This is a genomic window from Nocardia sp. NPDC127606 (assembly GCF_042671725.1).
In the GTDB taxonomy this organism is placed as follows: Bacteria; Actinomycetota; Actinomycetes; order Mycobacteriales; family Mycobacteriaceae; genus Nocardia.
In genome coordinates this window covers 522,146-543,182 of the sequence record NZ_JBHXWQ010000004.1, presented here as the reverse complement: position 1 = coordinate 543,182, position 21,037 = coordinate 522,146, and the positions used below count along the sequence as shown (strand labels likewise).

24 protein-coding genes and 1 tRNA gene are annotated in these 21,037 nt (G+C 66.0%); 9 read left to right on the top strand and 16 right to left on the bottom strand.

The features are described 5' to 3' along the window. Position 1 precedes the first annotated feature (1 nt). Positions 2-1,261, bottom strand: coding sequence for a helix-turn-helix domain-containing protein (locus tag ACFVJ5_RS22180; RefSeq protein WP_379222644.1), 1,260 nt, complete (start codon positions 1,259-1,261; stop codon positions 2-4). A gap of 202 nt (positions 1,262-1,463) precedes the next feature. Between ACFVJ5_RS22180 and ACFVJ5_RS22175 the strand changes: the two genes are divergently transcribed. Next, complete coding sequence (locus ACFVJ5_RS22175) at positions 1,464-1,973, top strand: hypothetical protein (RefSeq protein ID WP_378635220.1); 510 nt, start codon at positions 1,464-1,466, stop codon at positions 1,971-1,973. On the opposite strand, the gene dcd is transcribed toward ACFVJ5_RS22175, so the two are convergent. Continuing rightward, a complete protein-coding gene (gene dcd, locus ACFVJ5_RS22170; RefSeq protein WP_067455312.1) occupies positions 1,892-2,491 on the bottom strand; it encodes a dCTP deaminase in 600 nt (199 codons plus the stop codon). The two genes, ACFVJ5_RS22175 and dcd, sit on opposite strands and share 82 nt — an antisense overlap. Before the next feature lie 155 nt (positions 2,492-2,646). Here dcd and ACFVJ5_RS22165 point away from each other — a divergent pair. Continuing rightward, positions 2,647-2,717 (top strand) — tRNA-Gly (locus tag ACFVJ5_RS22165). Between the two features lie 158 nt (positions 2,718-2,875). Further along, positions 2,876-3,721 (top strand): CPBP family intramembrane glutamic endopeptidase, encoded by an 846-nt coding sequence (locus ACFVJ5_RS22160; protein ID WP_379222642.1) that lies wholly within the window; start codon positions 2,876-2,878, stop codon positions 3,719-3,721. 57 nt (positions 3,722-3,778) lie between these two features. On the opposite strand, the gene ACFVJ5_RS22155 is transcribed toward ACFVJ5_RS22160, so the two are convergent. From ACFVJ5_RS22155 to ACFVJ5_RS22135, 5 genes are all read right to left on the bottom strand, one after another. After that, on the bottom strand, positions 3,779-4,276 hold the full coding sequence (locus tag ACFVJ5_RS22155) for a flavin reductase family protein (RefSeq protein ID WP_379222640.1): 498 nt from the start codon (positions 4,274-4,276) through the stop codon (positions 3,779-3,781). Then, positions 4,269-4,796, bottom strand: coding sequence for an NADPH-dependent FMN reductase (locus tag ACFVJ5_RS22150; RefSeq protein WP_378635212.1), 528 nt, complete (start codon positions 4,794-4,796; stop codon positions 4,269-4,271). Before ACFVJ5_RS22150 ends, ACFVJ5_RS22155 begins: the two co-directional genes overlap by 8 nt. Positions 4,797-4,823: 27 nt before the next feature. Further along, entirely contained in the window at positions 4,824-6,143 is a 1,320-nt protein-coding gene (locus ACFVJ5_RS22145) for an acyl-CoA dehydrogenase family protein (RefSeq protein ID WP_379222638.1), read from the bottom strand. Next, the gene (gene sfnG, locus ACFVJ5_RS22140; RefSeq protein ID WP_358067178.1) at positions 6,143-7,258 is read right to left on the bottom strand and encodes a dimethylsulfone monooxygenase SfnG; all 1,116 of its coding nucleotides are present in this window, start codon (positions 7,256-7,258) and stop codon (positions 6,143-6,145) included. The genes ACFVJ5_RS22145 and sfnG overlap by 1 nt, the downstream gene beginning before the upstream one ends. A 93-nt stretch (positions 7,259-7,351) precedes the next feature. Beyond that, positions 7,352-7,669, bottom strand: a complete 318-nt coding sequence (locus ACFVJ5_RS22135; protein ID WP_379222636.1) for a hypothetical protein — start codon at positions 7,667-7,669, stop codon at positions 7,352-7,354. Between the two features lie 114 nt (positions 7,670-7,783). Between ACFVJ5_RS22135 and ACFVJ5_RS22130 the strand changes: the two genes are divergently transcribed. The 3 genes from ACFVJ5_RS22130 (at position 7,784) to ACFVJ5_RS22120 (ending at position 10,507) form a co-directional block, all read left to right on the top strand. Beyond that, a complete protein-coding gene (locus ACFVJ5_RS22130) occupies positions 7,784-8,533 on the top strand; it encodes a crotonase/enoyl-CoA hydratase family protein (protein ID WP_379222635.1) in 750 nt (249 codons plus the stop codon). Between the two features lie 167 nt (positions 8,534-8,700). Further along, entirely contained in the window at positions 8,701-9,807 is a 1,107-nt protein-coding gene (locus tag ACFVJ5_RS22125) for a DUF4185 domain-containing protein (protein ID WP_379222633.1), read from the top strand. 28 nt (positions 9,808-9,835) lie between these two features. Continuing rightward, positions 9,836-10,507, top strand: a complete 672-nt coding sequence (locus ACFVJ5_RS22120) for a class I SAM-dependent methyltransferase (RefSeq protein WP_379222631.1) — start codon at positions 9,836-9,838, stop codon at positions 10,505-10,507. Here ACFVJ5_RS22120 and ACFVJ5_RS22115 read toward each other — a convergent pair whose 3' ends face one another. After that, positions 10,508-11,104, bottom strand: a complete 597-nt coding sequence (locus ACFVJ5_RS22115) for an alpha/beta family hydrolase (RefSeq protein WP_379222629.1) — start codon at positions 11,102-11,104, stop codon at positions 10,508-10,510. Between the two features lie 211 nt (positions 11,105-11,315). Between ACFVJ5_RS22115 and ACFVJ5_RS22110 the strand changes: the two genes are divergently transcribed. Further along, positions 11,316-13,151, top strand: coding sequence for an acyl-CoA dehydrogenase (locus tag ACFVJ5_RS22110; RefSeq protein WP_266294391.1), 1,836 nt, complete (start codon positions 11,316-11,318; stop codon positions 13,149-13,151). Positions 13,152-13,553: 402 nt separating this feature from the next. Further along, positions 13,554-14,267 (top strand): helix-turn-helix domain-containing protein, encoded by a 714-nt coding sequence (locus tag ACFVJ5_RS22105; protein ID WP_379222627.1) that lies wholly within the window; start codon positions 13,554-13,556, stop codon positions 14,265-14,267. Between the two features lie 54 nt (positions 14,268-14,321). Here ACFVJ5_RS22105 and ACFVJ5_RS22100 read toward each other — a convergent pair whose 3' ends face one another. Both ACFVJ5_RS22100 and ACFVJ5_RS22095 read right to left on the bottom strand, forming a co-directional pair. After that, entirely contained in the window at positions 14,322-14,585 is a 264-nt protein-coding gene (locus ACFVJ5_RS22100) for a hypothetical protein (protein WP_056823620.1), read from the bottom strand. 275 nt (positions 14,586-14,860) lie between these two features. Then, entirely contained in the window at positions 14,861-15,835 is a 975-nt protein-coding gene (locus ACFVJ5_RS22095; protein WP_379222625.1) for a GlxA family transcriptional regulator, read from the bottom strand. Positions 15,836-15,909: 74 nt separating this feature from the next. Here ACFVJ5_RS22095 and ACFVJ5_RS22090 point away from each other — a divergent pair, with 74 nt between their 5' ends. Continuing rightward, on the top strand, positions 15,910-16,491 hold the full coding sequence (locus ACFVJ5_RS22090; RefSeq protein ID WP_379222623.1) for a cysteine hydrolase family protein: 582 nt from the start codon (positions 15,910-15,912) through the stop codon (positions 16,489-16,491). Here ACFVJ5_RS22090 and ACFVJ5_RS22085 read toward each other — a convergent pair. From ACFVJ5_RS22085 to ACFVJ5_RS22060, 6 genes are all read right to left on the bottom strand, one after another. Further along, a complete protein-coding gene (locus ACFVJ5_RS22085; RefSeq protein ID WP_378635184.1) occupies positions 16,488-16,853 on the bottom strand; it encodes a DUF86 domain-containing protein in 366 nt (121 codons plus the stop codon). The two genes, ACFVJ5_RS22090 and ACFVJ5_RS22085, sit on opposite strands and share 4 nt — an antisense overlap. Continuing rightward, positions 16,850-17,293, bottom strand: coding sequence for a helix-turn-helix domain-containing protein (locus ACFVJ5_RS22080; RefSeq protein ID WP_379222621.1), 444 nt, complete (start codon positions 17,291-17,293; stop codon positions 16,850-16,852). Before ACFVJ5_RS22080 ends, ACFVJ5_RS22085 begins: the two co-directional genes overlap by 4 nt. A 903-nt stretch (positions 17,294-18,196) precedes the next feature. Beyond that, positions 18,197-18,451, bottom strand: a complete 255-nt coding sequence (locus tag ACFVJ5_RS22075; protein ID WP_379222619.1) for a hypothetical protein — start codon at positions 18,449-18,451, stop codon at positions 18,197-18,199. A 27-nt stretch (positions 18,452-18,478) separates the two neighbouring features. Continuing rightward, positions 18,479-18,817 (bottom strand): hypothetical protein, encoded by a 339-nt coding sequence (locus tag ACFVJ5_RS22070; protein WP_379222618.1) that lies wholly within the window; start codon positions 18,815-18,817, stop codon positions 18,479-18,481. Positions 18,818-19,432: 615 nt separating this feature from the next. After that, entirely contained in the window at positions 19,433-20,629 is a 1,197-nt protein-coding gene (locus tag ACFVJ5_RS22065) for a hypothetical protein (RefSeq protein ID WP_379222616.1), read from the bottom strand. A 13-nt stretch (positions 20,630-20,642) separates the two neighbouring features. Beyond that, the gene (locus ACFVJ5_RS22060; protein ID WP_379222614.1) at positions 20,643-21,005 is read right to left on the bottom strand and encodes a hypothetical protein; all 363 of its coding nucleotides are present in this window, start codon (positions 21,003-21,005) and stop codon (positions 20,643-20,645) included. Between the last annotated feature and the right edge of the window lie 32 nt (positions 21,006-21,037).

Genomic DNA, 21,037 nt, shown 5'->3' with positions numbered 1-21,037 from the left:
TCTACGGCCGCGGGTGACTCGCCAACGCGGCGGTGGCCACACAGAACTCTTCGATTCGCTCGTCGAGGCCGCGCGCTTCCACCGCGTCGCGATAGGTCGGGGCGGCGATGCGGCGGCGCAGGCCGACGAGGCGTTCGCCGAGCTGGGCGATGCGCTTGTCCTCGGGGAGGTCGAGGACCGGGCGCAGGGCGTCGGCGGCGCCGTCGATGCTGCCGTTGATCAGGTGGGCGGCCGCGTTGTCGACGCGGGCCAGCGATTCGGCGCCGTAGGAACGTTGCAGCGGCGGGCCGCTCGAGTAGAGGGTGATCGCGCGTTCGGTGGCAGCCAGCGCCTGTTCGGCGCGGCCGAGCTGGATGCAGGTGGCGCCCGCGTAGTAGGCGGCCTTGGGCGGGCCGAAACCGAACACCCCGCCGATCTCGTCGTGCAGTTCGTCGCGGCGGTCACCGGCCGCCACCTCGGCCGCGCGCAGGCACCGGTCGGTCTCGGCGTCGCTGCCCAGGCGCGCCCACACCCGTGCCTCGATATTGAGCAGCCGCACCCGCCCCAGTCCCGGCCCGGCGAATTCCTGCCCGCTGCGCGCTAATTGGACGGCGTTGCGCGGGCGATCGGACCAGTTCTCGATCAGCGCGTGCATGCCGCGCGTCCACGCGCGCAACCCGTTGTGCCCGCTCAGTTCCGCGTAAGCCCAAGCGGCCCTGATCTGTTCGCCCGCGGCGTCGAGGTAGCCGAGGTCGGTGCTCGCGTTGGCCAGCAGCCCGGACAGTGTTCCCGCCAGCAGATATAGGTGGCTGGTGTCGACCGGCTTCTGCTGCCCGTCGAGTAGTCGATACACCCGCCTGCGCACCCGCAGCATCTCCACCATCATCGGCGCCGGTGCGGCATGGACGTATTCGTTGGCGATGCGCCGCACGTCGGCGTCGAGCTGGGCCAACGTCGTGGCCCCCACGTTGGTGCCCTCCGCGGCGGCCGCGTGTTCGCTGGCCTCGTGCGCAGCCGCCATGATCAACTCCCTCTCCGACAACACCTCGGGCACAGCACCTTTGACAGTTCCCGCATCGACGAACGCGAGCAGGTCGGCATCACCCGCGGGCGCCAGCAGGGTCGAGAATCGTGCGCGCACAACATCATCGGATCGGGCCAGTGACGTATCCAGCGCGGCCTGATTCACCGGACGCGGGCGAACCCGCACCCCACCGGCCTCCCACTTCGACACCAGCCGTTCGTGCACACCGAGATGAGCCGCGAACTCCCGGATGCTCATTCGTTTGGCATCGCGAAGAGCTCTGGCCTCTCTCCCTGTCCACTCCCCGACCACGGCGTCACCTCATCCGACGGACAACTCCCTCCAGAGTACGAGCGTGACAGTGAGACACGCCACAAGTTCGTGGAATCGGTTGCCAGAGGCAGTGAAAGGGCGGTGCGGGGCAGTGGTCACGCGCACGTGCGTGCGCGATTCTGGAAGCGTGGAAGCCAGAACTGTCGACGACTGGGTGCGGTGTTACCAGCGTGAATTCCGGCTGCCCGTCCGCGAGCGCGGCGGCTTTGTGATGCTGCCGATCACCGACCGGCTGTGCGTGGTGCATCTACCGACCACGCGCGCCGAGAAGGTGCTCATGGCGCTGCGCGAGCAACGCTGTGAGGGTCCGGTGCTGGCGCGTCAGATCCGCTGGAGCGTGCTCGCCGTACCCGACGCCAGGCCCTCCGAGGAAGAGGCCGCCGAGCTCGCGGGGCTCGATATCGATATCCCCGGCACCGGCAGCGCCGTGATGCTGCCGACCAACCTGGGCCGCTGGAGCCGCGAGGGCTGTCACTGGGTGCGGCCGCCGTCGGGCGGCGGCGACACCCTGCCCGCGCTGTCGCTGGTGCTGAGTATCGCCGTGGCGGCGGGCCCTCAGCGGGTCTCGACCGCGCTCAGGGAATCGGGAGAGAGGGGAAAGTTGAGGTACGACCGCGACGGCGTCGGCCCCCGCTGACCCTGGTACTTCGATCCGGCCTTGGCGCTGCCGTACGGGTGCTCGGCCGGGCTGGACAGCCGGATCAGGCACAGCTGCCCGATCTTCATCCCCGGCCACAGCGTGATCGGCAGATTCGCCACGTTCGACAGCTCCAGCGTGATGTGCCCGCTGAATCCCGGATCGATGAACCCCGCCGTCGAATGCGTGAGCAGCCCGAGCCGCCCCAGACTCGACTTGCCCTCCAGCCGCCCCGCCAGGTCGTCGGGCAACGAACACACCTCGAGCGTGGACCCGAGCACGAACTCCCCCGGATGCAGCACGAACGGCTCACCCGGCTTCGGCTCGACCAGGCTGGTCAGCTCGTCCTGCTGCTGCGCCGGATCGATATGGGTGTAGCGACTGTTGTCGAACACCCGGAACAGCCCGTCGAGGCGCACGTCGATGCTCGACGGCTGAACCATCGACTCGAGCATCGGTTCGACACCGAGACGCCCAGCGGCGATCTCGGCCCTGATGTCACGATCGGAGAGCAGCACCGGCCCAGTGTAGGCAGCTACGGCCCAGGTAGGACCCCCACCCCTGCGCCCACCCCCGCCGAGCGCCCTCATCCGCCCACAAGCCGTTCCCCGACAACCCCCGCGTCACCGCGCGAGAGTTCTGATAGAGTCGCGAACGCGCCCAACGGCGTAGTGCCGATGTAGTTCAATGGTAGAACTTCTGCTTCCCAAGCAGATGGCGCGGGTTCGATTCCCGTCATCGGCTCAACGACGAAAGACCCCAGGTCACCTGGGGTCTTTCGTCCTTTCGATGGCAGGTCGTCGGTGCTCAGCCCGGACGCGCTGGTGAAATCCGCACTGCCGGAATACTCATCGCATAGCGTGGACATGCTCAGCGTTTGCCCGATAGAGCATGGAGTCGACATGACCACGACAGTGTCTGTATCGCAGGAACAGCGCGGGCTTCGCGGCTTCATGAACCGCGGCGGATTCTGGCGATTTCTCGCCTTCCTCGCTGTCTATCTCGGGATCTACATCGGCTCGGGCACGCTGATCAGCCGACTCGGCGGGCACTACGCCGATGATGATCTGCTGAGCAGCTTGGGCAGTGTGTTCTTCCAGGTCACCGCATCGCTGATCATCGGATCCATTGTCCTGGTGGCTTTCTCCGCCTATCTCGGCTGGAACCGGGAGATGTTCGGCCGACAGCCCATCTACCGGTCGAAGTGGATGTGGATCGCACCGGTGATCGTCGCGACGCCGATCGTCCTGCGCATACTCGGGATCGACTGGGGCCGCCATCAGGCCGACGTCGTCGCGCTCATGCTCGGCACCGGGTTGTTGATCGGCTTCGCCGAGGAACTGACCTTCCGCGGGTTCGGGGTCAAGATGCTGCGCGACGCCGGCCACAGCGAGCGGGCGGTAGCGGCCCTGACCTCGCTCGCCTTCGCGCTGTCACACAGCACCAACCTGCTCGGCGGGCAGTCGATCACGGTCGTCGGCCCCACCGTCCTCTACACGTTCTCCTTCGGCGTACTGATGTATCTGACGATGCGGGTGACCGGTTTTCTGCTGGGCGCGATGGTGATGCACGGCTTAACCGACCCGACCACGATGCTCGCCACCGGCGGCGTCGACGAGGTCGCCACGGACGCGTCCTCGGGCGGTCTGCTCCAGGCCGCGGGCCTGTTCACCATGCTCTTGATCATCAGCGGTTACGTGCTGGTGCTCTTCATCCGCGGCCGAGTGAAGGATCAGCGCCCGTCCTGAGCGGTACGACGAAGGCTCCGGATCACTCGATCCGGAGCCTTCGTCGACTCGGTGGGTTCAGCCCGTGTGCAGAGTCCGGAACTTGCTCCCGTGGAACACCAGTGGATCGATGTCCTCGCGTGCGGCGACACGATTCACGCGCAGGATCACCACGAGATGGTCGCCCGCGCTGACCTGCGTTTCCGGCACCCCTTCGATCCAGGCCGTCGCGCCGTCGATGAACACCGCCTCGCCGGTTCCGCGATGCAGCGCGGTTTCCCGGAAGCGGTCGCCGTTGCGGGCGCCGAGCGCCTTGGCCGCGGCCTGCTGGTCGGTGCCGAGCAGACTCAGCCCGAGGTGGCCCGCGCCTGCCAGCTTCGGCCAGGTCGACGACGAGTTCTGTACGCAGAACGAGACGAGCGGCGGGTCGAGAGAGACGGGCACGAAGGTGCTCACCGCCAAACCGTGTGGGATGCCGTCGATCTCGGCGCACACGGCCACCACACCGCTGGGGAAGTTGGCGAAGGCGCGGCGTAAGCCGTTGCCGTCGGCGGGAAAGTCCAAGAGCTCATGCATGATTCGTTGCCTCCACCGGCCGCACGGCCGGGTCTGTCAGTGCCGCGACGACGGGTCCCCATCGCCGGGCGTATTCCTCGATGACGCCGTCCTCACCGAAAGTCCGGTCGGACAGATAGAGCCCGGGCAGCGCGGCGGTGCCACCGATTTCCACCAGCACGGGCTTGAGCAGTAGGTCGGGTGCGAGCGCGTGGGCCGGACCCGCGCCGAGCATCACCGGCACGGTCACCACACCGGCCAGCCCGGTACCGCCGTCGAACTGTTCGAGGAACAGTTTCAGCAGCCCGGTGTAGGTGGCCTTGAAGGTCGGGCTGGCGAACACGACGAGCTCGGACGACGCGACGGTGCGCGCGGCGGCCGCCACCGCCGGGTCACCCCAGCCGAGCAGGCCTGGCCCGAGGGTTACCAGGTCGATCACCTGCGGCTCGGCATCAGGGCGAAGTGCCCGCGCGACCTGCACCGCCGCGGCGAGGGTGCGCGAAGCGGGTTTCGGGTTTCCGACGACGACCGTCACTGTCATGGGCTGTCCTTGTCTCGCGTGGTGGTTCTAGATGACGCCGTGCAGCGGCGGCGGTCGGTTGTGCAGGACGGCCCGCCCGATGTGCTGGTATTTCCAGCGAACGGGGTCGTGCAGCGTGTGGGTGCGCGCGTTGCGCCAGAAGTGGTCGAGTCGATGTTCGGCCGCGGCGCTACGGGTACCGCCTACTTCGAATATCGCCGCGGACACTTCGTTCGCAGCACGATCGGCGAGGATCTTGGCCGTCGCGACCGCGATCGACGCCTGCGCGCCGTCACCGTCGCCGGATGCCGCCGGATGCGCGTCCTGCGCCACCGCCACCTTCGGCCGGACCGCCGCGTCCACCGCCGCACCCGCGACGATCAACGTCGATTCAGCGGCCGCGACAGCGACAGCCAACTCCCCGAACCGCTGCACGACCAGCGGATCGTCAGCCGCGTGCGTGACCTCGGCTTCGAACCACGGCCGACTGCGCGTCCGCACGAATTCGGCCGCCGCCGCCAGCGCTCCGCGGGCGATCCCCGCGTCGATCGCGGCGTGCAGGAGTTGCGCGAACGCCCCGTACCCGGTCGGCGCGTTCACCGCGGACGCCCGAGCGACCAGCTGCTCGGGCCCGACGGTCACTCCAGCGAATTCGACGGTCCCGCTACCGGTTGTCCGCTGCCCCAGCGCATCCCAGTCGTCGACGATCCGCACACCGGGCTCCAGCGCAGGCACGAAAGCCACATATTCCCCGGGCTCGAGTCCCGAAATGCCCTGCGGGTCATCGAGTCTGGTCAATACCGCGAGCACGTCGGCGAACAAGGACCCCGTGCAGTAGTACTTCGTCCCCTCGACCACAAACCGCCGAGCCGTGCCGCCGCCATCGATCCGCGAGGACTCGACGGGCTGCCGGTCGGCATCGCTCGCGCCTGTCTCGCCGACCGGTCGCAGCACCGTCGAGATGTCGGCAACTGTCGCCCCGCCACGCTCGGACTGCGCGTTGGCGATCCGCGCACCCGCGAGCACCTTGCCGAAGTAGTCGCGTTGCTGCGCCCGAGTTCCGGCCAGCCGCAACAGGTTCAGATACACGAAGTGACTGTGCGGCACCTGCGCGATGTTCGGATCGGCCGCGGCCAGGATTCGCACCACCTCGGCGACCAGGCTCGGCGGCAGGTCCGCGCCGCCGAACTCGGCGGGCACCGTGATCGCGAGCAACCCACTGGCCGAAAGCTGATCCAGCTCCTCGTGCGGCAGCCGCCGCGAGAGATCACGCTCGGCGGCGCCGGCGGCGAACACCTCGGCCAACTCGGTCGCGATCCGCACCGCATGGTCCGCCGTGGTGATCCGCTCAGCGGTCACCACCGTCATCAGCGTCCCGCCGCGACCGGCGTCGCGGCGGCCTCCAGTTCACGCACCAGTGGCAGCACCTTGGCGCCGAAGTACTCGACCTCTTCCTGGAAGTGCAGGAAGCCGGCCAGGATCAGGTCGACGCCGAGCGCCCGGTAGGCCACGATCCGCTCGGCGATCTGTTCGGGCGTGCCGATCAGCCCGGTCCGGAATCCGTCGTTGTACTGGACCAGGTCCTCGAAGGTGGAGTCGGCCCACATGCCCTTGCGGTCGCCGGTGGACGCGCCTGCCTGCTGCACCGCGTCGCGGAACCCTTGCACGGCAGGCTTGTTCGCCTTCTCGACGATCTCGCGCAGGGTGTCGCGCGCTTCCTTCTCGGTATCGCGGGCGATGATGAACCCGTTGAGCCCGAACTTCACCTCGCGATCGTTTTCCCTGGCCACCGCGCGCAGATCGTCCAATTGCTCTGTGACGCCGTCGAAGTCCTTGCCGTTGGAGAAGTACCAGTCGGCATGCCGACCGCCGTTGCGCCGGGCCGCCGTCGAGTTACCGCCTTGGAACAGTTCGGGATTGGGCCGTTCGGGAGTGTTGAGCGGCTTCGGCTTCAAGGTGAAGTCCCGGATGCGGTAGAAGTCGCCGCCGAAGTTCACCGCGTCCTCGGTCCAGATCTTGCGGATCACCTCGAGGAACTCGGCGCTGCGCCGGTACCGCTCGTCGTGTTCGAGCCACGGCTCGCCCAGCGCCTTGAACTCACCGGCGAACCACCCCGACACCACGTTGATCGCGAACCGCCCGCCCGACAGATGGTCGGCCGTCGCACCGAACTTGGCCAGCACCGCCGGATGCCACAGCCCGGGATGGATGGCGGCGATCACCTTGAGCCGCTCGGTGGCGGCGAGCAGCGCGAGGCTGAACGAGGTCGACTCGTGCTGGAACTCGGCGCCGTAGGACGCGGTGTAGCGCACCTGGGTGAGCGCGTAGTCGAAACCGTTGCGCTCCGCGGTCTGGGCGAGCTTCTTGTTGTAGTCGAAGTCCCAGCTGGTGCGCTGCTCGATATCGCTGGTCACCAGCCCGCCACTGACGTTGGGTACCCAGTAGGCGAACGAGACCTGGTCGGCGATTCTCTCCGTGGTCACGGGCAGTTCCTCCTCGTCGTCGGCTGTTCCAGTGCAACACCGGCAGCCGACCCCGACGAGGGTTTGAATCGGCGCGATCGATAGGGGCGCGGATCAGCTCCCCACGCGCACGCAATCCGCCGCGATCTTCGACTGCGCCGCGCTCACCTTGGACGCGTCGCCCTCACTGAGCAGCTTGGCCGGATCGTCGGACTTCGCGTTCGACACCATCACCCGCAGCCCGTCCTGCGACATCCCGGAGTCGAGGAACACCTGCGCGGCGCAGTCGGCCAGCGCGGGATTGCTCAACCCCTTGTCCTGCAACGATTTCGACAGCTCGGCCTGAGTAACCGCCGGTGCTTCGTCGTTACTGCCACAGGCCGCCAGCACGGGCAGCGCGAGCAGCGCCGCGGCCATCAGACAGATCCGCATTCGGTGAGTCCTCTCGATCGTCGCGCATCGACGACGCGCGATGCGGTTCGGATCATGCCGCACCAGCGTCCGCGTGGCCACCCACTCGAACTGACTCGCGAGTAAGATAGCGATATGGGAGACCACATCACCGTCCGCTTCGACAACAACCGCGCCTATGTCGAGTTGAACAGACCGGGCAAACACAATGGGCTCACGCTGGAAATGCTCCGCGATCTTGTCGACGCGGCCCGAAAAGTGGCCGAACACAAGACAACCCGCGCCGTCATCCTCACCGGAAACGGCCCGAGTTTCAGTAGCGGACTCGATATCGCGGCCGCCACTCGCAATCCGGTGGCTATCGTCAGAGAATTCCTGCCGCGGCCGTTGCGCGGCACCAATACCTTCCAGGAAGCCTGCTGGGCCTGGCGCCGCCTCGACGTCCCGGTGATCGCCGCGGTCCACGGGCGCTGCTTCGGCGGCGGCCTCCAGATCGCACTGGCCGCCGACTTCCGGATCGCCGCCCCCACGACCGAATTCTCGGTGATGGAAGCCGCCCACGGCCTGGTTCCCGACATGACAGGCCCCGCCGCATTGTCACAGCTCATCGGCATCGACAAGGCCATGCTGCTGGCCATGACGGCCGACCCGGTCGACGCCGATTATGCGTTGCGCATCGGTCTGATCACCGACGTCGCCGACGACCCGGTGAAGGCCGCCGAAGCCCTCGCCGACCGCGTCACCGCTCGCGACCGCAACGCCGTGGCCGCCGCCAAGCACCTGTTCGACCGTTCGTGGCACCGGAGTTCGCGCGCCACCTTCGCCGCCGAGCGACTGGCCCAACTGCCGTTGCTGCTGCGTAAGGCCATGAGTAGTAGCGACTGACAAGCAATCGGCCAGGAGATTCATGTCAGCTACCCACGGTATGTACCGCATATCACTGTTAGCTGCTGTTAGCATCGCTTCGATTCGCTGACCAGTCGAAGAGTGGTACGTGACGGCAAACCCGGAACGTTCCCGGATTTCGGCCTGACCCGGAGGCTCGAACACTTGTGAACAAGACCGGATCCATCCTGCTCTCCGCGCTCGCAGGTGCTACGGCCTTGCTGGTGAGCGCAGCGCCTCCCGCCGTCGCGAATCCGAACGCCATCAACCCGATTCCCGTTCTCAACGGCACCCACGGCCTGCCCGTCCTGCACGGGCGCACCCAGGCGGTGTTCCAGGTCACCGGCATGGCCAGCCCCAACAACACCCAGAACTACAACGTCCTCGGTACCGACCTCGGCATCATGTGGGACAACGGGCGTGGCGAGATGCTCACCGCCTTCGGCGACACCGCGGGGATCGGCTTCCCCAACCTGCTCGCGGGCAGCACCTGGGCGTGGCGCTCCAACATCCTGGTCCGCAGCCACGACTCGAACCCGGCCGACGGGATCATGTTCGACAGTGTCGTGCGCGATGTCATCGGCCAGGCGCGCGACCTGATCCCCAGCCCCAAGATCCCCTTCCTGGAGATCAGCCGCATCCCCACCGCGGGCATCTCGGCCAACGGCGTGCAGTACATGTCGCTGATGTCGGTGAAGACCTGGGACGCGCCCGGTGAGTGGACCACCAGCTTCTCCGGCCTGGCCGCGTCGGCCGACAACGGGGAGACCTGGGCCGATCTCGGCCACACCCGCCGTCCCGACGAGGGCGGCAACGCCAACTTCCAGATGAACAGCTTCGTGAAGGACGGCGGGTTCGTCTACGAGTACGGCAGCCGTGCCGGCCGGAACAACGACGCTTTCATCGCTCGCGTCCCCGAAGCTCAGATCGAGAACCTCGCGGCCTACGAGTACTGGGACGGCCACGAGTGGAAGCTCAACGACGTGAACGCCGCGGCCCCCATCATGGGCGGCGTCGGCGAGCTCTCGGTGATGTACAACGAGTACCTCGGCCAGTTCATCTCCCTCACCACCGACCCGTTCAACTCCGTGGTGATGCGCCGCGCGTCCTCCCCTGTCGGCCCGTGGAGCGCCCCGGAGGTCCTGATCGACGCCCGCGAACTCCCCACCGCCTACGCCCCGTCGATCTTCCCGTACCAAACCGGCCGCGACCTCTACTTCATGACCACCATCCACACCCAGTACAACGTCGTATTGATGCGCACCACCCTCTGACGGCGTTCGCCGGTCCTACACTCGACTCATGGACGCGGCGGATTGGGATGCGCGGTATGCGCGGAGTGAATTGGTCTGGGGCGCACCGCCGAACAGCACCGTCGTCGAACATGTGTACGGCCTCGACCGCAGAATCCCCCTGCTCCCCGACGAATCAGGGGTGGCGCCGTCGCTCCCGCGGGCTCTCGACCTGGCCTGCGGCGAAGGCCGCCACGCCCTCTGGCTGGCCACCCATGGCTGGCAGGTGACCGCTGTCGACTTCTCCCAGGTGGGGATCGACAAGGGCAGGACAGTCGCGGCTCGCCTGTCGCGATCGGTCCGCTCCCGGGTGCAGTGGCAGACAGCCGACATCACCGACCTCGAAGCCGCCGACATCACCGGCCCGTTCGAGCTGATCCTGATGGTCTTCGTCCACCTCCCCGCCGACGAGCGGCGCGCTCTGCTGCACCAGCTGTCCGCCATGCTCGCCCCCGGCGGCATGCTCCTGGTCCTGGGTCACGCCACCCGCAATATCGCCGACGGCTACGGCGGCCCCCAGGAACCCGAGATCCTCTTCTCCCCCGAAGACCTCCGAGCCGACCTGGAGCGCGACGACGTCACCATCACCGTCGCCCACGAGATCTTCCGTCCCACCGAAGGCGCCGACGCCATAGATTCCCTGCTCATCGCGGAACGCCCGATTCCTGAGCCCACCGCCTGATCACTGCGCCCAGCGGGCGAACCAGGGGGCCACGGTCGCCTCGATGACGTCGAATCCGGTGCGGAACGAGTGCGCCTGCTTGGGGATCACGCGCACTTCGGCGGCGTCGGCGGCGTCGGGCACCCCGAACGGGTCACTGCCCCCGTTGATCACCACCACCTCGATGTCCCCGGGCGCCAGCAGTTCATCGCGCCTGCTCTTCTCGGGCTTGCCCGGCGGATGGAGCGGGAACGAGAGCGCGATCACACCCTTCGCCCCGACCTCCACGGCCGTCCGGCACGCCACCCGCGCCCCGTTGCTGCGACCCCCCTGAACAACCGGCACCCCGGGGAACCGAGCCCGCAAAGCCGCGATGACCTCGAGCCAGGCCTCGTCCTGTTTCTCCGCGTTCCCCGGTGCCCGCCGCCCGGCAACCCGATAGGGCTGCACCACCCGAGCTACCGCCCCGCCCGCTTCGACGGCCGAGTCACGCACGGCCAGAATGTCTTTCGCATCGACACCGCCACCGGCCCCGTGCGTGATCACCAGCAGGAATGCCGGATCACGCACCTCGTCGAGCTCGATCTCGGCCGGTCCCACAGTCGTCTCGATGCGCACATCTCACGGTAGCCCCGAGGTCGCGGCGAGCAACGTTTCCGCAGCCGCGCGTGTTTTTCACATCACATTGCCGCCCACCCCTTTGCCGAGACGATTACCCACCGGTAATATGGTGGATAAGTTACCCGCGAGTAGCATGCGGAAAACCGGCGACGGGCGGGAACGGCACACCACCGACCGCACCAGAACTCAATGGAGAGTGAGTACTCACATGGGCCACTACAAGGCAAACGTTCGCGACCTCGAGTTCAACCTCTTCGAGGTCCTCGGCATCGACAAGGTGCTCGACGCAGGCGCCTTCGGCGACCTGGACACCGACACCGTCAAGGAAATGCTCTCCGAGGTCCGCCGCCTGGCCGAGGGCCCGCTGGCCGAGTCCTTCGCCGACGCGGACCGCAACCCGCCCGTGTTCGACCCGAACACCCACACCGTCGCCATCCCCGAGTCCTTCAAGAAGTCCTACAAGGCGCTCGAAGACGGCGAGTGGGCCAAGGTCCCGCTGAACGAGGAGCTCGGTGGCCTCGGCGCCCCGTCCGCCGTCGCGTGGGCCCTGTCGGAGATGGTGCTCGGCGCCAACCCGCCCATCCAGATGTACGCCGCAGGCGCGGGCTTCGCGCAGGTGTTCTTCAACAACGGCACCGAAGAGCAGAAGAAGTGGGCGGCCAAGATCGCCGACCGCAACTGGGGCGCCACCATGGTGCTGACCGAGCCCGACGCCGGTTCCGACGTGGGCGCGGGTCGCGCCAAGGCGATCAAGCAGGAAGACGGCACCTGGCACATCGAGGGCGTCAAGCGCTTCATCACCTCGGGTGACTCCGACGACATGTTCGAGAACATCATGCACCTGGTGCTGGCTCGCCCCGAGGGCGCGGGACCGGGCACCAAGGGCCTGTCGCTGTTCTACGTCCCGAAGACCCACTTCGACTTCGAGACCGAGACCTACGGCGACCGCAACGGCGTGTTCGTCACCAACGTCGAGCACAAGATGGGCATCAAGGCCTCGGCCACCTGTGAGGTCACCTTCGGCGGCCACGGCGTGCCCGCCAAGGGCTGGCTGGTCGGCGAGGTGCACAACGGCATCGCGCAGATGTTCGACGTCATCGAGAACGCTCGCATGATGGTGGGCACCAAGGCCATCGCGACCCTGTCGACCGGTTACCTGAACGCGCTGGAGTACGCCAAGACCCGCGTCCAGGGTGCCGACCTGACCCAGATGACCGACAAGGCCGCGCCCCGCGTGACCATCACCCACCACCCGGACGTGCGTCGTTCGCTGGCCACCCAGAAGGCGTACGCCGAGGGCCTGCGCGCGATCTACCTCTACACCGCCGCGCACCAGAACCCGGAAATCGCCGAGGTCGTCTCGGGTGCCGACAAGGACGTCGCGTTCCGCGTGAACGACCTGCTGCTCCCGATCGTCAAGGGTGTCGGCTCCGAGCGCGCCTACCAGTACCTGACCGATTCGCTGCAGACCTTCGGTGGCTCGGGCTTCCTGCAGGACTACCCGATCGAGCAGTACATCCGCGACGCGAAGATCGACTCGCTCTACGAGGGCACCACCGCCATCCAGGCGCAGGACTTCTTCTTCCGCAAGATCGCGCGTGACCGCGGTGTGGCCCTGGCCCACGTGGCCGGCCAGATCCAGAAGTTCCTGGAGTCCGACTCGGCCAACGAGCGTCTCAAGGGTGAGCGCAAGCTGCTAGCCACCGCGCTCGAGGACGTGCAGACCATGGCCGCCACTCTGACCGGCCACCTGATGGGTGCCCAGGAGCAGCCGACCGAGCTGTACAAGGTCGGTCTTGGTTCGGTGCGCTTCCTGATGTCGGTCGGCGACCTGTTCATCGGCTGGATGCTGCTGAACCAGGCCGAGATCGCGCTGGCCGCCCTCGACAACGGCGCCACCGGCTCCGACGTCGCCTTCTACACCGGCAAGGTCGCCTCGGCGCAGTTCTTCGCCCGCAACGTCCTGCCCGAGCTGACCGCCACCCGCGCGATCCTCGCCAACCTGGACAACGACATCATGGACCTGGACGAAGCCGCCTTCTGAGGTTTCTCACCTGATCCACGCGAAAACGGGCCGGAGCATTCAGCTCCGGCCCGTTTTGTCTCCCTCACGGGACGGTTTGTCGCGCGCTCTTAAGCGGAGCCGCTACCGAGTGCCGCGAGCGTCGTGAGGAAGTACATCAGGCCATCCATGAAAATCTCCTTCGAAGTGGGTCGGCCATTCCTATCACGGACTGGTTACGTACAACCTTGACGAGGTGAACGCCGAGCGAACATGCCCGCTCAGTTCACTGTCGACGCGGTGAGCACCCGGACCCAGCGTGCTGACGCGCTCGGCGGTCGTGCCGCCGAGCAGCTTCTTCGGGCGCCGGTTCACCGCCGTCCGGCGACCCACCCGGCGTACCCTGGGATCTACCGTCGGTCGGGGTGAGGCTCGGGGGTTGGGATGGCTGACAGCACGGCGCTCAGTGTGTATCTGCGCGAACGGCGGCTGGCCGCGGGCCTCGCGCGGACCGAGCTCGCCAACCGCACACAGCTCGCACCACTGCTGATCAGCCAGATCGAATCCGGGACCCTCGTCCCGAATCCCGCCATGCTGCAACGACTTTTCGACGGCCTGGACGTGCCGCTCTGGTATCGCAAGCCGATCCTGGTTCTCGGCTTGCCCGCCGTCGAATCCGGCGCGGCCCCTACCGCGCCGTCGGCCGAAGACCTCGCCGACCTGGCCAGCCTCACCCACCCCGCCTGCCTGACCCGCTTCCCCACCATGGACATGCTCGCCGCGAATTCCGACTACCAGCGCCTGTTCCCCGGTCTCGGCGCCGGCGTGAACGTGCTCGAGTGGATGTTCCTCAACCCGGTGGCGAAGAAGGTCTACCTCGACTGGACCACCGAAGCCCAGCTCCTGGTCCACGCCTTCCGCATGCTCGCCCCGCTGGCCTCCACCCAGCGCGTCACCGCCATCACCGAATCGTGCGGCCAGTCCCCCGACTGGGATCCGATCTGGACCAGCGAGGTTCGCCCGCAGGACATCGCGCGGCGCCACCTGCGCCTACGCGAACGCAGCACCGGGCTGGAGCGCCGCATGATGCTGCGCATCTACGACCCCGCGTTCCCGAGCCGCCCGTGGTGGCTGTACCGCCTGATCCCCGTGCGGTGAAACACAGCGAGGCCCCCGTCGCCGCAGCGACGGGGGCCCGCGATTCCTCAGGAGTTACTCGGCAGCCTCGCCCGACCCGGACGTCAGCTGCGCCAGCAGCGCGGCGAGACCGTCGGCCGACCCGGTCTCGGCCTCTTCCTCGACGACGTCTTCGGCTTCCTCGCCCGACCCCGAGGTCAGCGAGGCCAGGATCGCGGCCAGCTGCTCCGACGACCCGGTGCTGGGGGCAGGCTCTTCCGCCGACGCCGTACCCGCACCGAGCACGGCGATGCTCGCCGCCGCAGCCATAGCCACACCGAAGACACGAATCTTGCTCATTGTGAACCCCTCATTGTTCAGATTTGCCGCGGATTTCCGCCGCACAAGATGTTTAACAGCGGAAGAACCCCCGGCAGAAGACCGATGAAAGGGGGGCAAGACAAATCCTCAGGAGGCCAACAGGCCCGCCACCAGCTGTATCAAGTTCGTCAACCCCCACAACACCGGCGTAGCCGAGCCCGTCGACCATTCCTCCGCGATACCCGTTCCCATACTCGAAACCCCTTGTTACTCATATCCTCACCGGCAAATGTCCCGACAGAGATCATAGTGAGTCATCCGATACGAAATCGGCGGCGGTACTCGTTGGGTGTCGTATCGAGCTGCCGACGGAAAGCGCGGGCGAGCGTGTCGATGGTGTTGAAACCGCAAGCGGCAGCGATCCGTTGGAGCGTTTCGTCGCTCGTCTCGAGCCGATGGCGCGCCACTTCCACCCGCGCCGACTCGATATAGGCCGCGGGCGTCATCCCGAGTTCGGTGCGAAAGATCCGCGTGAGCTGGCGTTCACTGACATGGACCCGCTCGGCCAGATCGGTCACCGTGAGCGGCTTCGCGATATTGCCCGCGATGTAGTGCCGCAGATCCTCGATCCGGCGCGTGGTCGACACCGGCTCGAGCGACACACTGAACTGGCTCTGCCCACTCGGCCGTTTCAGATACATCACCAGCTGGCGAGCGACCCGCAACGCCAATTCGTCTCCGAAATCATCGGCCACCAAAGCCAGCGTGAGATCGAGGCACGCGGTGAGTCCCGCTCCGGTCCAGACATTTTCGTCGCGAATGTAGATCGGATCCGCATCGACGATGACCTCCGGATGCTCGGCGGCCAATTGCTGCGCGGTCGACCAATGCGTGGTCGCCCGCTTCCCGTCGAGCAACCCCGCGGCCGCCAGAATATGCGCACCGACGCACACCGAAGCCACCCGCCGAGCCCCCTCGGCCAACCGCGACACCGCCGCGACCACCCCCGGATCGACCACCGCGCTGACCCGCCGATGACTATCCGTCTGCACCGCCCCCGGCACCACCACCGTGTCCACCCGCCCCAGCTCGGCGAACGTGACATCCGGCAGAATCCGCACCCCCGCCGAGGTGGTCACCGCCTCCATCGACTCGGCAGCCAACACCACCCGATACCCCGTCGGCTCGTCCATTTCCCGCTGCAACAGCGAGAACACCTCCGGCGGCCCCGTGACGTCCAGCAGATCCACCCGGTCGAACAACACGATCACCACGAGCCGCTCAGGCACCCACCACCTCCATGTCCGAATCTGCAGGTTACATGACATTGCCGACATAGAACGCTGTCCATACCGTTGATCCCATGACCTCCACGACCCTGCGCGAACTCAACGGCTTCGACGAAACCCCCGCCTCCCTGACCAACTCCACCCTCGTCCTGGTCGACTACCAGAACACCTACACCCAGGGCGTCATGGAACTGACCGGCTGGAAGCGAGCCCTCGACGCGGCCGCCGAACTCCTCACCGCGGCCAGGGCGGCGGGCACCCCCGTCATCCACGTCATCAACGACGGCGGCAAGGACACCCCCTACGACATCACCACCGACATCGGCCGAATCCATCCCCAGCTGTCCCCAACCTCGAACGAACCCACCGTCGTCAAATCCGTCCCCAACGCCTTCGTGAACACCGACCTCGCCGAATTGGTCGACGCCGCAGGCAATACCAACCTCATCATCGCCGGCTTCATGACCCACATGTGCGTCACCTTCACCACCGAAGGCGCCTTCCTCCGAGGCAACACCCCCACCATCGTCGCCAACGCCTGCGCCACCCGCCCCCTGGGCAAGGTCTCCGCATCTCAACTCCACACCAGCGCCTTGGCCACCATCACAGACCTCTACGGCATCGTCGTCCCCACCCCCGCCGACCTCAGCGACTAGCCCTCAGCTGACTCCAGGTCAACGAGTATCTGTCGGACTAGTACTGCTTCGCGGGGCAACCGATTCGCGAGGAGGTTCCAGAGGATGGTGTGGTCGACAGCGTCGTAGTTGTGTGCGACCAAATTCCGTGTCGCCTTCACCCCACGCCAGGAAACCTCAGGGTGCGACGCGACGAATTCCGCAGGTAAGCGAGCCACGGACTCGCCGAGTCGATGCAGCACCGCCTCGGCGGCCAGTCTGGTGATCTCATCGGAGTCGTAGGCGGCCTTGCCACCACTGACGATGCGTGCCGCCATCTCACTGAAGGCAAGGAAGTCCTGCAGGCTCTTGACTGTCCGCACGCTGGTGTCGCGACCGCTCACAGCAGTTTGGCCTCGTCCCGAATGGGGTGCGGCCCCGGTGGCAGCCCACCTTCGGATACCAGGTCGACGTGAAGACCGGTGAGCTCCTCCAGATCGAGCATCAACTCGGCCATATCGAGCAGGTCGGCATCGTCGTCGAACCGCACCAGCAGATCGATGTCACTACCCGAGACATCGTCGCCCCGCGACACCGAACCGAACACACGCACACGATTTGCCTTGTGCCGCAGCGCAAGCGCGATGATCTGATCTCGATGCTCGGCAACGACACCGGATGGACGAGGCTTGGCAACCTCGCGCAGCCGCGCCATCATCGCCGCCGACGGCCGGCGGCTACCACTCTCATAGGCGGCGATATTGGGCTGGGCGACCCCGGAACGCTGAGCCAGCTCAGCCTGGGTGAGGCCGGCAGCCAGGCGCAGCTCACGCACGGTTTCCATGCCTCGATCATATCGGAAGATATCAACCTCGCCGATCCTCCATCGGCAGGAGCCTCGGAAACGACAAAACGGCCCGCACCCCTGTCAGGAGTGCGGGCCGAGCACTGGGTAGCCAGTGCGCACCAGTTCCGTCGCGAAACTGTCGAGATGCCGATCTGTCAGACCCGGTTCGGCGGGTAGCCGCTACCGGACTGGAACAAGTCGCGATAAATCCAGAAGAACTCGGAGTCCTCCGCGAAAAATGCAGTGGCGCCCGCCATCCCGGACTCACTGAGCACGTCGCGCGGCGACTCACCGGGGCCGCCGGCCGCTTGGTCGGGCAGACGCCGCGCCGGATCAGATAGGTCTCCTCGCCCGCCTGCGCATTGCTCGGAACCTCCCAGTACGTGTTGTAGACAACGACGCCAGAAGTAGGTTCAGAGCCCGGCGGCAAGCCGATGACCACACCACCGAGCACACGCCGCGCCCGAACCGGCCGAGCCTGCCGAGCCTGCCGAGCCTGCCGAGCCTGCCGAGGCACCCGAATGGTCAGCTTGATTCAGCTACCGATCGCTGATCCGCGAGGGAACGGCTATCACGGCCCCATCGATCGCCACGCCCTGCCGCCGACCACCTGCAGGGCGGCGGGCAGCAACGATTACAGGGCCCGGGCGACGATCTCGTCGGTAAAGCGGGCATACCGTTCTGCCAGGTGGCGCCGAGATCGACAGCGTTGGTAGGCAGCTCACAGCCCGGCGCGGTCGTTGACATCGTGAGCTTGTGGAGATCGGGATTGCGTGGCCCGATAGTGCACCGCAAATAGGCCGACTGGCTATGCGGGACCGAATCCCAGGTAGCCAGTCGACCTCATACACCCGGCAGACGGCTCGGCGTGATCGAGGTTACAAGACTGGCAAAAGCGCCCTATTCATGGACAATTTCCCTCGCTTTCTCGACTACCCACACCAGGAAGTCGACCGGAACCTCAGAAACGTCTGGATTGATACGTACCACGGCGTCGAGCCAAGATCCCTCGTCGGGAATCACCACTGCAACATGAGATCCAAATACAGGGATGGCCGGATCGGTAAACTCAAGAGCTCGTTGGTCAACGTTCACATCATCGAAGTCGACCAGGCCGATCAGTCGCCCCTTGAAATTTAGGTCAAGTATTCTCATCCCTTTACCCCGGACCGTCATATTTGTCTAAGAATCCGAGAAGTTGCCGTCCATATCGAGACGGAATCCCGTGCCGTCAGGCATACGAACATCGATACATTCATCATACCTTCCGTCGATGTTGCCACGATTCAAGATAACTTCCTTGTCCGGATTACCAAGCATAGTGTCAAGCAATTTCTCGCCTAGCGCATTCCAAGCAGCGGAATCCTTTTTTCCCTCCGGGACAGGCCGGCCCGCTGCGTTGTTGTTTTTGCCAGCCCTCTTCGCCAAAGAACGTCCCGCCTTGCTGTAGCCATTGCGGTCCTGCTCCCTACCGGACGCTGAAGCCTTGGATTCATCGAAATCCTTGAGGTGGTTCTCCATCGTTTCATTGAAAAGTTCCAGACCTAGCTCGAGCCAGCTATTGGTTCCCGGCCCATCCGGTCTATTATCCGACGGCTTTTCCCCGGTAAGGTCTAGACTGTTTATGGGGTGCCTGCGACGGCCGTAGTGCCCGCGGGGGCCAGTGGCGCGAAGTCGGCCGCCGGAGGATCCGTCGACGGATCAACACGCAGATCTGGATTTCTTTCTGATTGTTCGCTGCCGATAGCAGCTAGCAGAGGCCCCTCCCGGGCCGGTAGCGAATCGGCGGTTCCAGGCGGCGAAACAATGGCCTGCGCCAGTGTCGTGATCATCACGAGTGACATCACAGTCACGACGACGCGAACAAAGAGATTAAATACGCCAAGCGAATGAAATTCACCGAAGCGATGGCGAGAAATCACACAAACTCCAGGTAGTTAACGCAGCCTAAGCGGCGAACAACGAGCAATACAATGCACCTTCGGACACGTATTCGGACAAATCGCCTCCTGGACGATGACGCTCCGCATGCCCAAATCAGTCGACGTGGCGCGGCAGCCGAACGATGACGCTGACGACAAACGGCCCGCACTCCGGTCAGGAGCGCGGGCCGATAGCTCACCTTCGGATCACGCCTCAGGTGATTCGCACATACGACGCCGGATTCGCCTGTGCCGTCGGGTTGAACTGCGCGAGGAACTGATTGCCCATCGCCTGGACCCGGACCACATCGCCGGCCGCGATGGCGCGGACTGTCGACACGCTCACGGTGCCCGACCCGCTGGAGGGGACTGCCGTGGCAGTACCCGTCGCGACAACAGCGTTGTTGACCGTCAACTGCAGCGTGACATTCACACTCACAGCCGCGGCCGCAGTGAAGACGATCGAAGCACTCAGTGTTGCTGCCGCTTTCGCGGACTGAGCGACAATGCCGTCGGACTGGACCGCCGACCCGGGATAGGTGGCGGTGTCGGCGGCCCAACCGGTCACGTTGGTCTGCTTGTCTGTCATCTGGGTCCATGCCGAGGACTTGGTCATTCCGGCAGGCGAAAAACTCGGCACCGCGACCATCGACAACTGCCCGATCCCGGCGTGTGCCATGTCGACTCCCGCCTTGGCGCTACTTCCTGCGACAAGCCCGCCCGAACCGGCGGCACCAACAGGCGCACCTTGCACTACCGCGAGCACCCCGCCACCACCCAGAGCGACCGGCTGTCCGGTCCGAGCGGACAACGAGCCTTCTCCCAACTGACCACCAGCGACGACAACTGGTCCAGCGGCCGCCGCCGCGACCGCGAGACTGCCATCACCGGCGAACGCAAGATCAAACGGCTTCAGACCGGAGAACCGCCCGTCGCCGCCGAACAATGCTTCAGCGCTGCTGATCACGACCACCTCAGCGCTCGCGACTCCTTCAGCGACGAAGGCCCTGGGCAGGTGGGTGTTCAGCATCGCAGTCGAATCACCGACCGCGGTCAGACCCGCATCGAGCAGAACCTTCCCCGACTTGACGACGACCTTCGCGACCAGTCGCCCCAGCCCGCCTGTGGTGCTGGACGCGCCGGCGCGCGGCGAGGTTGCCGCTGTTGCCTGGCCACTCGCTGTCGGCTGTGCCGAAACCTGCGCTCGCACAGTGTCGAGTCGCGCGACGACAGCACCGCTGCCGATGTACCCGGCGACGATGTACGGCTCGATAATCGGTACATCGTCGCGAAGAACGACCATCGGCACCGCCGGCGACCTCGCGGTGGTGACCGAGGTACCGGGGGGTGTCACGGCAGCTGTGGACGGCGCCGGCAGTGTGGCCCGCACCGTCGATTGTTGCGTAGCCATGCGGCGCCCTCCGTCAGCTCTGAGTGAAGGTGGGGGTGATCAGCAGCTGGCCCTGAGCACCCAGAGTGGTGGCACTGATCGCGACCTTGTCGATGAAGTCGGCGGGACCACCGGCGAGCGTCTTCCACAGACCGACGTAGGTATAGGAGCCCGCCGGCAGATCGAGGGTGACCTGCGAACCGGTGATCACACCGCCGGTGCCGGAGGTCCAGGTCGACTGCTTGCGGGCGTAGGCGGGCGAACCGCCGCTCGCCTCGTTAGCGCCCGTGGTGCCCGGGTCGGCGATGTGCACGCTGATGTAGACGGTGTTCGAACCCGCGACGTTCTTGTAAGCGTCGGCGAGCGCCTGGCGAGTGGTAGCAACTGCGATAGCCATGGGATTCCTCCTGGAGAGATAGTGAAATGTGA

What these genes read in the sequence shown, in the direction of transcription:
- ACFVJ5_RS22110 (WP_266294391.1), top strand. Translation starts at nt 11,316, where the DNA reads ATGGGCCACTACAAGGCAAACGTTCGCGACCTCGAGTTCAACCTCTTC.
- ACFVJ5_RS22105 (WP_379222627.1), top strand. Translation starts at nt 13,554, where the DNA reads ATGGCTGACAGCACGGCGCTCAGTGTGTATCTGCGCGAACGGCGGCTG.
- ACFVJ5_RS22160 (WP_379222642.1), top strand. Translation starts at nt 2,876, where the DNA reads ATGACCACGACAGTGTCTGTATCGCAGGAACAGCGCGGGCTTCGCGGC.
- ACFVJ5_RS22145 (WP_379222638.1), bottom strand. Translation starts at nt 6,143, where the DNA reads ATGACGGTGGTGACCGCTGAGCGGATCACCACGGCGGACCATGCGGTG.
- ACFVJ5_RS22120 (WP_379222631.1), top strand. Translation starts at nt 9,836, where the DNA reads ATGGACGCGGCGGATTGGGATGCGCGGTATGCGCGGAGTGAATTGGTC.
- ACFVJ5_RS22065 (WP_379222616.1), bottom strand. Translation starts at nt 20,629, where the DNA reads ATGGCTACGCAACAATCGACGGTGCGGGCCACACTGCCGGCGCCGTCC.
- ACFVJ5_RS22090 (WP_379222623.1), top strand. Translation starts at nt 15,910, where the DNA reads ATGACCTCCACGACCCTGCGCGAACTCAACGGCTTCGACGAAACCCCC.
- ACFVJ5_RS22080 (WP_379222621.1), bottom strand. Translation starts at nt 17,293, where the DNA reads ATGGAAACCGTGCGTGAGCTGCGCCTGGCTGCCGGCCTCACCCAGGCT.
- ACFVJ5_RS22180 (WP_379222644.1), bottom strand. Translation starts at nt 1,261, where the DNA reads ATGAGCATCCGGGAGTTCGCGGCTCATCTCGGTGTGCACGAACGGCTG.
- ACFVJ5_RS22070 (WP_379222618.1), bottom strand. Translation starts at nt 18,817, where the DNA reads ATGGAGAACCACCTCAAGGATTTCGATGAATCCAAGGCTTCAGCGTCC.
- ACFVJ5_RS22130 (WP_379222635.1), top strand. Translation starts at nt 7,784, where the DNA reads ATGGGAGACCACATCACCGTCCGCTTCGACAACAACCGCGCCTATGTC.
- ACFVJ5_RS22060 (WP_379222614.1), bottom strand. Translation starts at nt 21,005, where the DNA reads ATGGCTATCGCAGTTGCTACCACTCGCCAGGCGCTCGCCGACGCTTAC.
- ACFVJ5_RS22135 (WP_379222636.1), bottom strand. Translation starts at nt 7,669, where the DNA reads ATGCGGATCTGTCTGATGGCCGCGGCGCTGCTCGCGCTGCCCGTGCTG.
- ACFVJ5_RS22075 (WP_379222619.1), bottom strand. Translation starts at nt 18,451, where the DNA reads ATGAGAATACTTGACCTAAATTTCAAGGGGCGACTGATCGGCCTGGTC.
- ACFVJ5_RS22155 (WP_379222640.1), bottom strand. Translation starts at nt 4,276, where the DNA reads ATGCATGAGCTCTTGGACTTTCCCGCCGACGGCAACGGCTTACGCCGC.
- ACFVJ5_RS22150 (WP_378635212.1), bottom strand. Translation starts at nt 4,796, where the DNA reads ATGACAGTGACGGTCGTCGTCGGAAACCCGAAACCCGCTTCGCGCACC.
- ACFVJ5_RS22100 (WP_056823620.1), bottom strand. Translation starts at nt 14,585, where the DNA reads ATGAGCAAGATTCGTGTCTTCGGTGTGGCTATGGCTGCGGCGGCGAGC.